Source organism: Aeromonas bivalvium, assembly GCF_046078285.1.
In the GTDB taxonomy this organism is placed as follows: Bacteria; Pseudomonadota; Gammaproteobacteria; order Enterobacterales; family Aeromonadaceae; genus Aeromonas; species Aeromonas bivalvium.
This window is the reverse complement of sequence record NZ_JBGXBV010000010.1, coordinates 142,307-150,128: the sequence shown is the minus strand read 5'-3', so window position 1 is coordinate 150,128 and position 7,822 is coordinate 142,307. Positions and strand designations below refer to the sequence as shown.

At 56.6% G+C, this 7,822-nt stretch carries 11 protein-coding genes; 1 reads left to right on the top strand and 10 read right to left on the bottom strand.

Features of this window, described 5'->3' with window-relative positions; translation table 11 throughout:
• The coding region (locus ACEUCR_RS18245; RefSeq protein WP_408760931.1) for a hypothetical protein at window positions 1–215 on the top strand (215 nt) is incomplete at its 5' end.
• Between the two features lie 10 nt (window positions 216–225).
• On the opposite strand, the gene gmhB is transcribed toward ACEUCR_RS18245, so the two are convergent.
• From gmhB to ACEUCR_RS18195, 10 genes are all read right to left on the bottom strand, one after another.
• Window positions 226–768 (bottom strand): D-glycero-beta-D-manno-heptose 1,7-bisphosphate 7-phosphatase, encoded by a 543-nt coding sequence (gene gmhB / locus ACEUCR_RS18240; protein ID WP_162625866.1) that lies wholly within the window; start codon window positions 766–768, stop codon window positions 226–228.
• Between the two features lie 117 nt (window positions 769–885).
• Complete coding sequence (tuf, locus tag ACEUCR_RS18235) at window positions 886–2,070, bottom strand: elongation factor Tu (RefSeq protein WP_041997865.1); 1,185 nt, start codon at window positions 2,068–2,070, stop codon at window positions 886–888.
• A gap of 54 nt (window positions 2,071–2,124) precedes the next feature.
• On the bottom strand, window positions 2,125–4,230 hold the full coding sequence (gene fusA / locus ACEUCR_RS18230; protein ID WP_041997833.1) for an elongation factor G: 2,106 nt from the start codon (window positions 4,228–4,230) through the stop codon (window positions 2,125–2,127).
• 78 nt (window positions 4,231–4,308) lie between these two features.
• Window positions 4,309–4,779, bottom strand: a complete 471-nt coding sequence (gene rpsG / locus ACEUCR_RS18225) for a 30S ribosomal protein S7 (protein ID WP_041997835.1) — start codon at window positions 4,777–4,779, stop codon at window positions 4,309–4,311.
• A 93-nt stretch (window positions 4,780–4,872) separates the two neighbouring features.
• Window positions 4,873–5,247, bottom strand: coding sequence for a 30S ribosomal protein S12 (gene rpsL, locus ACEUCR_RS18220; RefSeq protein ID WP_084205426.1), 375 nt, complete (start codon window positions 5,245–5,247; stop codon window positions 4,873–4,875).
• A gap of 183 nt (window positions 5,248–5,430) precedes the next feature.
• Window positions 5,431–5,709, bottom strand: a complete 279-nt coding sequence (tusB, locus tag ACEUCR_RS18215) for a sulfurtransferase complex subunit TusB (RefSeq protein ID WP_408748625.1) — start codon at window positions 5,707–5,709, stop codon at window positions 5,431–5,433.
• Between the two features lie 8 nt (window positions 5,710–5,717).
• Window positions 5,718–6,074, bottom strand: a complete 357-nt coding sequence (tusC, locus tag ACEUCR_RS18210) for a sulfurtransferase complex subunit TusC (protein ID WP_111874204.1) — start codon at window positions 6,072–6,074, stop codon at window positions 5,718–5,720.
• Between the two features lie 8 nt (window positions 6,075–6,082).
• The gene (gene tusD / locus ACEUCR_RS18205) at window positions 6,083–6,475 is read right to left on the bottom strand and encodes a sulfurtransferase complex subunit TusD (RefSeq protein WP_111874205.1); all 393 of its coding nucleotides are present in this window, start codon (window positions 6,473–6,475) and stop codon (window positions 6,083–6,085) included.
• 79 nt (window positions 6,476–6,554) lie between these two features.
• Entirely contained in the window at window positions 6,555–6,935 is a 381-nt protein-coding gene (locus ACEUCR_RS18200) for a RidA family protein (RefSeq protein WP_041997845.1), read from the bottom strand.
• Window positions 6,936–6,958: 23 nt separating this feature from the next.
• Window positions 6,959–7,675: a helix-turn-helix transcriptional regulator gene (locus ACEUCR_RS18195; RefSeq protein WP_041997847.1), complete on the bottom strand. Its 717-nt coding sequence runs from the start codon at window positions 7,673–7,675 to the stop codon at window positions 6,959–6,961.
• Window positions 7,676–7,822 lie beyond the last annotated feature (147 nt).

Sequence of the window (7,822 nt, the reverse complement as noted above, 5' to 3'; positions counted from 1 at the left end):
GGCTGCTGCGGGAGTGGCATTCTACTCAACCGCCTTCTCGAGTCAAGCCCTATTTTCAAAGGCTTTTCGAGGCACCGACCGGCTTGTCTGCGTTGCCGCTTGCCCTGTCGATGGAGGCGCATTATAGGGAGCAGAAACTTTCTGGCAAGCAGATAATTGCAAAAAGATGGCTTTCATCATTCAACCGCTCACAAAGCCACCAAAAAGCATCTTAATCCAGCAAGATCAGCCTGCGACCGGCACTGCAACGGCAAAATCATGCAGGGTGTCGTAAACGGCATCGGCCAGCTCGATACCCTCATCCGTCACCGGCTTGCCCGTTTTGACCAGGATTCTATGTGCAACATGAGCATTAGCCGCCGCTTCCAGATCGGAAGGCTTGTCACCCACCATGTAAGAGCGACTCATATCGATACCGAGTTCCTGCTGGGCAAGCAGCAGCATACCCGGTTCGGGTTTGCGGCAATCACAGGGCACACCATGATCCGGATGATGGGGGCAGAAATAGATGCCATCGAGGTCAACGTCCCGATCGGCCAGGGACCAATCCATCCACTCGGTCAGGTTCATGAAGTCATCTTCAGTGAAGTAACCGCGGGCGATGCCGGACTGGTTGGTGACCACGATCAGCAGATAGCCTTTCTTCTTCAGCAGCTGCAGGGCTTCGATCACCCCGGGCAGAAAATGGAAGTCATCGACTTGGCTGACATAACCTGTGTCTTCGTTGATGACACCGTCACGATCCAGAAAAATGGCAGGCTTACTCACGGGGGAACTACCTCGGTAATAAATGTCTGAAAAGTATCGCATGGGGGTAAATAAGGCCCCCAAAAGTAAAAGGGGCGGCCGAAGCCACCCCTTTCATGTGTGCATATAAAGTATCGATTAAGCGATAACTTTAGCTACAACACCAGCACCTACGGTACGGCCACCTTCACGGATGGCGAAACGCAGGCCGTCGTCCATCGCGATCGGGGCGATCAGGGTGACAACCATCTTGATGTTGTCGCCCGGCATTACCATCTCTACGCCTTCCGGCAGTTCGATGGTACCGGTCACGTCGGTGGTACGGAAGTAGAACTGCGGACGGTAGCCTTTGAAGAACGGGGTGTGACGACCACCTTCTTCTTTGGACAGCACGTACACTTCGGATTCGAACTTGGTGTGCGGCTTGATGGTGCCCGGCTTGGCCAGTACCTGACCACGCTCCACGTCTTCACGCTTCACGCCACGCAGCAGCGCGCCAACGTTCTCACCGGCACGGCCTTCGTCCAGCAGTTTGCGGAACATTTCAACGCCGGTACAGGTGGTCTTGGTGGTATCTTTGATACCAACGATTTCCACTTCTTCACCAACCTTCACGATACCGCGCTCTACACGACCGGTTACTACGGTACCACGGCCAGCGATGGAGAAGACGTCTTCGATTGGCATCAGGAACGGCAGGTCGATCGCACGCTCCGGCTCCGGGATGTAGCTGTCCAGGTGGCCAGCCAGTTCCAGGATCTTCTCTTCCCATGCGGCGTCGCCTTCCAGCGCTTTCAGCGCGGAACCACGGATCACCGGCAGGTCATCACCCGGGAAGTCGTACTCGGACAGCAGTTCGCGAACTTCCATCTCGACCAGTTCCAGCAGCTCTTCGTCATCGACCATGTCGCACTTGTTCATGAACACGATGATGTAAGGTACGCCTACCTGGCGGCCCAGCAGGATGTGCTCACGGGTCTGCGGCATCGGGCCGTCAGTCGCAGCAACCACCAGGATAGCGCCGTCCATCTGGGCAGCACCGGTGATCATGTTCTTAACGTAGTCGGCGTGACCCGGGCAATCTACGTGGGCGTAGTGACGGGTCGGGGTGTCGTATTCTACGTGGGAGGTGTTGATGGTGATGCCACGCTCACGCTCTTCCGGGGCCTTGTCGATCTGGTCGAAGGCGAAGGCTTTACCGCCGTAGTGCTTGGCCAGCACGTTGGTGATGGCTGCAGTCAGGGTGGTTTTACCGTGGTCAACGTGGCCGATGGTGCCCACGTTTACGTGAGGTTTGGAACGCTCAAATTTTTCTTTAGACACGACGTAGTCCTTCTAGGTTAAACCCGCCTACCGTCGTAGGCGGGGAATCTTAAATTACTTGGATTTACGCTCTTCGATCACGGCCTGGGCGACGTTGGTCGGGGCATCGTGATACTTGGCGAATTCCATGGCGTAGGAAGCGCGACCCTGGGTAGCGGAACGCAGGGCAGTTGCATAACCGAACATCTCGGCCAGCGGCACCAGAGCACGAACGATCTTGCCGGACGGACCGTCTTCCATACCTTCGATCAGGCCACGACGACGGTTCAGGTCACCGATCACGTCGCCCATGTAATCTTCCGGAGTCTCGACTTCCACTTTCATGATCGGTTCGAGCAGAACCGGGTTGGCTTTCATGAAGCCAGCCTTGAAGGCCATGGAAGCAGCGATCTTGAACGCCAGTTCGGAAGAGTCGACATCGTGGTAAGAACCGAAGTGCAGACGCACGCCCAGATCCATTACCGGATAGCCTGCCAGCGGGCCGGACTTCAGCTGCTCGCGGATACCCTTGTCAACGCCCGGGATGAATTCGCCCGGAATCACGCCACCTTTGATGTCGTTCACGAACTCGTAGGCTTTGCCTTCTTCCAGCGGGTACATGTCGATCACAACGTGACCGTACTGACCACGACCACCGGACTGCTTGGCGTGCTTGCCTTCGATATCCTTGACGGTATTGCGGATGGTTTCACGGTAGGCAACCTGCGGCTTACCTACGTTCGCTTCAACCTTGAACTCGCGACGCATACGGTCAACGATGATGTCCAGGTGCAGCTCACCCATACCGGCAATGATGGTTTGACCGGATTCTTCGTCAGTCCATACGCGGAAAGAGGGATCTTCCTGCGCCAGACGGCCGAGGGCCAGGCCCATCTTCTCTTGGTCAGCCTTGGTTTTCGGCTCAACCGCGATGGAGATTACCGGCTCAGGGAATTCCATACGCTCGAGGATGATCGGCGCTTTTTCGTCACACAGGGTGTCACCAGTGGTCACGTCTTTCAGACCGATGGCAGCAGCGATGTCGCCTGCGCGAACTTCTTTGATCTCTTCACGCTTGTTGGCATGCATCTGAACGATACGGCCGAAACGCTCGCGCTTCTCTTTGACGGAGTTCAGCACGGAGTCACCGGAGTTGACGATACCGGAGTAGACGCGGAAGAAGGTCAGGTTGCCCACGAACGGGTCGGTAGCAATCTTGAACGCCAGAGCAGCAAACGGCTCGTCGTCAGAAGCGTGACGCTCGTCTTTGGTCTCGCCGTCCAGCTTCAGACCGTCGATGGCAGCTACGTCGGTCGGAGCCGGCAGGTAGTCGACCACGGCATCCAGCATGGCCTGAACGCCCTTGTTCTTGAACGCGGAGCCACAGGTTACCAGGATGATTTCGTTGTTCAGCACGCGCTGACGCAGAGCTTTCTTGATCTCTTCCTCGGTCAGCTCTTCGCCGCCCAGGTATTTTTCCATCAGCTCTTCGGACGCTTCGGCAGCAGCTTCAACCAGGTTCATGCGCATTTCTTGCGCCTGCTCCAGCAGCTCGGCCGGCACATCTTCGTAGTCGAAGGTGACGCCTTGGTCAGCTTCGTTCCAGTTGATGGCTTTCATCTTGACCAGGTCAACGACGCCCTTGAAGTTCTCTTCTGCACCGATGTTCAGTTGCAGGGGAACCGGCACGCCTTTCAGACGGGTCTTGATGTGTTCAACGCAGCGCAGGAAGTTGGCACCGGTACGGTCCATCTTGTTGACGAACGCGATACGGGGAACCTTGTACTTGTTGGCCTGACGCCATACGGTCTCAGACTGCGGCTGTACGCCACCTACGGCACAGTACACCATTACGGCGCCATCCAGGACACGCATGGAACGCTCTACCTCGATGGTAAAGTCCACGTGACCCGGAGTGTCGATGATGTTGATGCGGTGCGGCTGGAACTGTTTGCCCATGCCGGACCAGAATGCGGTGGTCGCAGCGGAGGTGATGGTGATACCACGCTCCTGTTCCTGTTCCATCCAGTCCATGGTGGCGGCGCCATCGTGAACTTCACCAATCTTGTGGCTTACACCGGTATAGAACAGAACGCGTTCGGTAGTAGTCGTCTTACCGGCGTCGATGTGAGCGGAGATACCGATATTACGGTAGCGCTCAATGGGGGTTGTACGAGCCATTGTCATCCTCTTACTAAGGAACCTGTCCCTAGATAATTGAAGGTGCGCAGGATCTTCAGCAGACCCTGCGCAAGCGGATTACCAGCGGAAGTGAGCGAAGGCTTTGTTCGCTTCAGCCATACGGTGAACGTCTTCACGTTTCTTGACAGACGAACCCTTATTGTCAGCGGCATCCAGCAGCTCGCCAGCCAGGCGCTGAGCCATTGATTTTTCACCACGTTTACGAGCGGCATCAACCAACCAACGCATTGCCAGGGCATTGCGACGTACCGGGCGAACTTCTACCGGCACCTGATAGGTTGCACCACCGACACGACGAGATTTAACCTCGACGGCCGGACGAATGTTGTCCAGGGCTTCTTCGAATACGGCCAGGTGCTCTTTGCCAGATTTGGTGGCAATGATGTCCAGAGCACCGTATACGATGGCTTCGGAAACAGATTTCTTACCGTCAACCATTACTACGTTGACGAATTTAGCCAGCAGCTCTGATCCGAACTTGGGATCCGGCAGGATTTTACGCTGACCAACAACACGACGTCTTGGCATTTCAAATTCTCCGTAACTTCAGGGGTTACCCAAAACTAGAAAGTTATCTAACTAGAAACGAATTAACGTTTGGCCTTACTTAACGGAGAACCATTAAGCTTTCGGACGCTTCACGCCGTACTTGGAGCGAGCCTGCTTACGGTCTTTAACACCGGCACAGTCCAACGCACCACGAACGGTGTGGTAACGAACACCCGGCAAATCCTTGACACGACCGCCACGGATCAGCACAACGGAGTGCTCTTGCAGGTTGTGACCTTCACCACCGATATAGGAGGTGACTTCGAAGCCGTTGGTCAGACGAACACGGCACACTTTACGCAGTGCAGAGTTAGGCTTCTTCGGGGTGGTGGTGTATACACGGGTGCACACGCCACGCTTCTGAGGGCACGCTTCCAGCGCAGGCACGTTGCTTTTTTCAACGAGCTTAGTGCGTGGCTTGCGAACCAACTGGTTAATAGTTGCCATCAAAAGGCTCCTGATAATGACTTCATAAACATGTGAAAAATCCTCCCCGCAGATACGGGGACGCGAAATTTTATGCCCTGTCGCCTAGGGAGTCAAGATTTATACAATCCGTGCCGTAAAAGGACACAGGTTTTGGCACAGATACAGAGTCAAACTACTGAGTTATAACAAGAAATCATGACGCTAGCATGACCAGGTATGAGGCGAACCTTCAGCCTCAATCAGTGCCACCAACTCCCCCAGGGTCAGGGGTAGACCGGATCCCTGCCCCAAACCACGGGCGGCGAGATCCTCGCTCATCACATAGAGTCGCTCCGAAGCCAGCCTTGCTTGCCAGAGCGGGCTCACCGCCGCCAGCACGGCATCCTGCATCAGTACCAGTGCATCCCCCTGGCTGCGATAGCGCAGCGCCTGCTCCAGATCCTGGGTCAGAAACGGGGAGCTCAATATCAAATGGATCATGATCCCTCTCAGAAACTCAAATGCACGGGATAACCGGCCCAGAGACGAGTCAGCTCGGCCCTGGGCAGGCAACGCACCTCGATGGCGAGCGCGTCTGGCTGCACACCCCGCTCCCGCAGGGAGTCGGCGCAGACATAGACCTCTTCCACGTCGTACAGTTCGAGCAGCTTGAAGGTGGGCGCATAGTGGCGCTGCAAGATGGACTGGGGTCGCTGCTCGGCCAGCAGCTGCAGCACCCCGTCTTCGATCAGGAATAGCGCCACCGCATCGGTCAGGGCCGAGCTGGCCAGCAGAGCATCCAGCCCCTCCCGACCCGCAGCCGAGCCATGGGGGGCATGACGACCGATAAAGGCAATCTTGTTCATGTCAGCTCCTAGAATTGCACGACGCGATCGGCAGTCAGGGCCGCTTCCGCCAGCTGGCCCAGGCCACTGAGACAGAAGGGCTCGGCCAGATTGAACTGGGCCTTGCCCACCTCGCTGGCCTGGGCCTGATCCAGCACACCGCGACGCATGGCCGCCGCCACGCAGACATCGATGCGGATCCCCTGCTCGATGGCGAGTTCGGCCCACAGCCGCACCAGATCGACCTCATCGGAGGCCGGGGCATGGAGCTGATTGCCGTTGCTCACCCCGTCCTGATAGAAGAAGAGGTGAGACAGGGTATGCCCCTCGGCCAGCAGGGCCCTGGCGAAGCGGTAGGCCGTGCTGGCCGTCTGGCTGCCATAGGCGGGCCCCGTCACCAGCAGCGCGAAACTCAGACTCATATCCGTATTCCCAAGAGGGTCCCGGGGGACCGGAGACAAAAAAGCCCCTCCGGGAGGGGCTCATCACAGCGCTGCCGGATCAGAGATGGGCAATCGCTTCCACTTCTACCAGCACATCCTTGGGCAGACGCGCGACTTCGACGCAGGAGCGCGCCGGAGCGGACTCGCCGAAGTAGCGGGCATAAACCTGATTGAAGGCCACAAAGTTGTTCATGTCGCTCAGGAAGCAGGTGGTCTTCAGCACCTTGCTGGGATCGGAGCCAGCCGCCTTCAATACGGCAACCAGGTTCTTCATCACCTGCTCGGCCTGGGCCTCGACGCCACCGCTGACGATCTCCATGGTGGTGGGATCGAGCGGGATCTGACCCGAGGTGAACACCAGCTCTCCCAGCTTGGTGCCCTGCACGTACGGACCGATCGCGGCAGGTGCCTGCTCGGTTGCGATTACTTCTTTAGCCATTCATCTGTCCTCTTCTATGGCGCTCACTCGCTCTCATCTTCACCCTGCTTGCGCTGGCGGATGTAAAGATAGACGGTGTGTTTGGAAATATTAAGCTTGTCGGCGACCAGATTGATCGAATCCTTGATATCGAATATGCCCTTCTCGAACAACTGGGTCACGATAAAACGGTTCTTGGCGTTGTTCGCCACGGTCGGATCCCGGTTGATCTCGTCGATGGTGTTGTCCACCGTCTGGGCGACCAGCTCCTCCACGCTGTTGGCGAAGGTCTCGGGAGACTGACGCTCGACCTGCTGCGGCGTCGGGAAGAACTCAGCCACAAACTCGTGGAACGGCGCATTGATATGCAGGTTGATGCAGATAAGGCCGATCACCTGCTTGTCGCCGTTGCGAATGGCGATGGTGATCGACTTCATCAGAGCACCGGTTCGGCTGCGGGCGAAGTAGCTTTGCGTATAGTCCTGGCCGGTATTCTCGATGTCCTTGAGCATACGCAGTGCCAGATCCGTTATCGGCGCACCCTCGTTGCGCCCGGTGTTGAAACCGTTCGCTATCTTGATCACCGACTCGTGCAGATTCTCCAGGGAGTGAAGTACCACCTCACAGTGCTTGCCGAACAGTTCGGCCAAGCCCTCGATCAGCCCCTCATAGGAGCGCAACAATTCCCTGTCTTCGTCTGTAAAAGTGCGACTGACCAGCTGTTCCTCGGGAAGCATTACATCCTCGATACCAACAGTCATCTTTTACCCCTGTAATCACGGTTACCTGACCCGAGTTTTCAATTGCGCACTGGCAATGTCAACTTTTTTTGATTTTTTGCTCTATAACCTTGCACTGGATCATCTGCTGCCCCGCGACGGTGCAGGCCAGAACCGACACACAGGCAA

Bases quoted from the DNA above. Each gene is read 5' to 3' on its own strand.
- fusA (WP_041997833.1), bottom strand. From the start codon at position 4,230: ATGGCTCGTACAACCCCCATTGAGCGCTACCGTAATATCGGTATCTCC.
- rpsG (WP_041997835.1), bottom strand. From the start codon at position 4,779: ATGCCAAGACGTCGTGTTGTTGGTCAGCGTAAAATCCTGCCGGATCCC.
- rpsL (WP_084205426.1), bottom strand. From the start codon at position 5,247: ATGGCAACTATTAACCAGTTGGTTCGCAAGCCACGCACTAAGCTCGTT.
- tusB (WP_408748625.1), bottom strand. From the start codon at position 5,709: ATGATCCATTTGATATTGAGCTCCCCGTTTCTGACCCAGGATCTGGAG.
- tusC (WP_111874204.1), bottom strand. From the start codon at position 6,074: ATGAACAAGATTGCCTTTATCGGTCGTCATGCCCCCCATGGCTCGGCT.
- tusD (WP_111874205.1), bottom strand. From the start codon at position 6,475: ATGAGTCTGAGTTTCGCGCTGCTGGTGACGGGGCCCGCCTATGGCAGC.
- ACEUCR_RS18200 (WP_041997845.1), bottom strand. From the start codon at position 6,935: ATGGCTAAAGAAGTAATCGCAACCGAGCAGGCACCTGCCGCGATCGGT.
- ACEUCR_RS18195 (WP_041997847.1), bottom strand. From the start codon at position 7,675: ATGACTGTTGGTATCGAGGATGTAATGCTTCCCGAGGAACAGCTGGTC.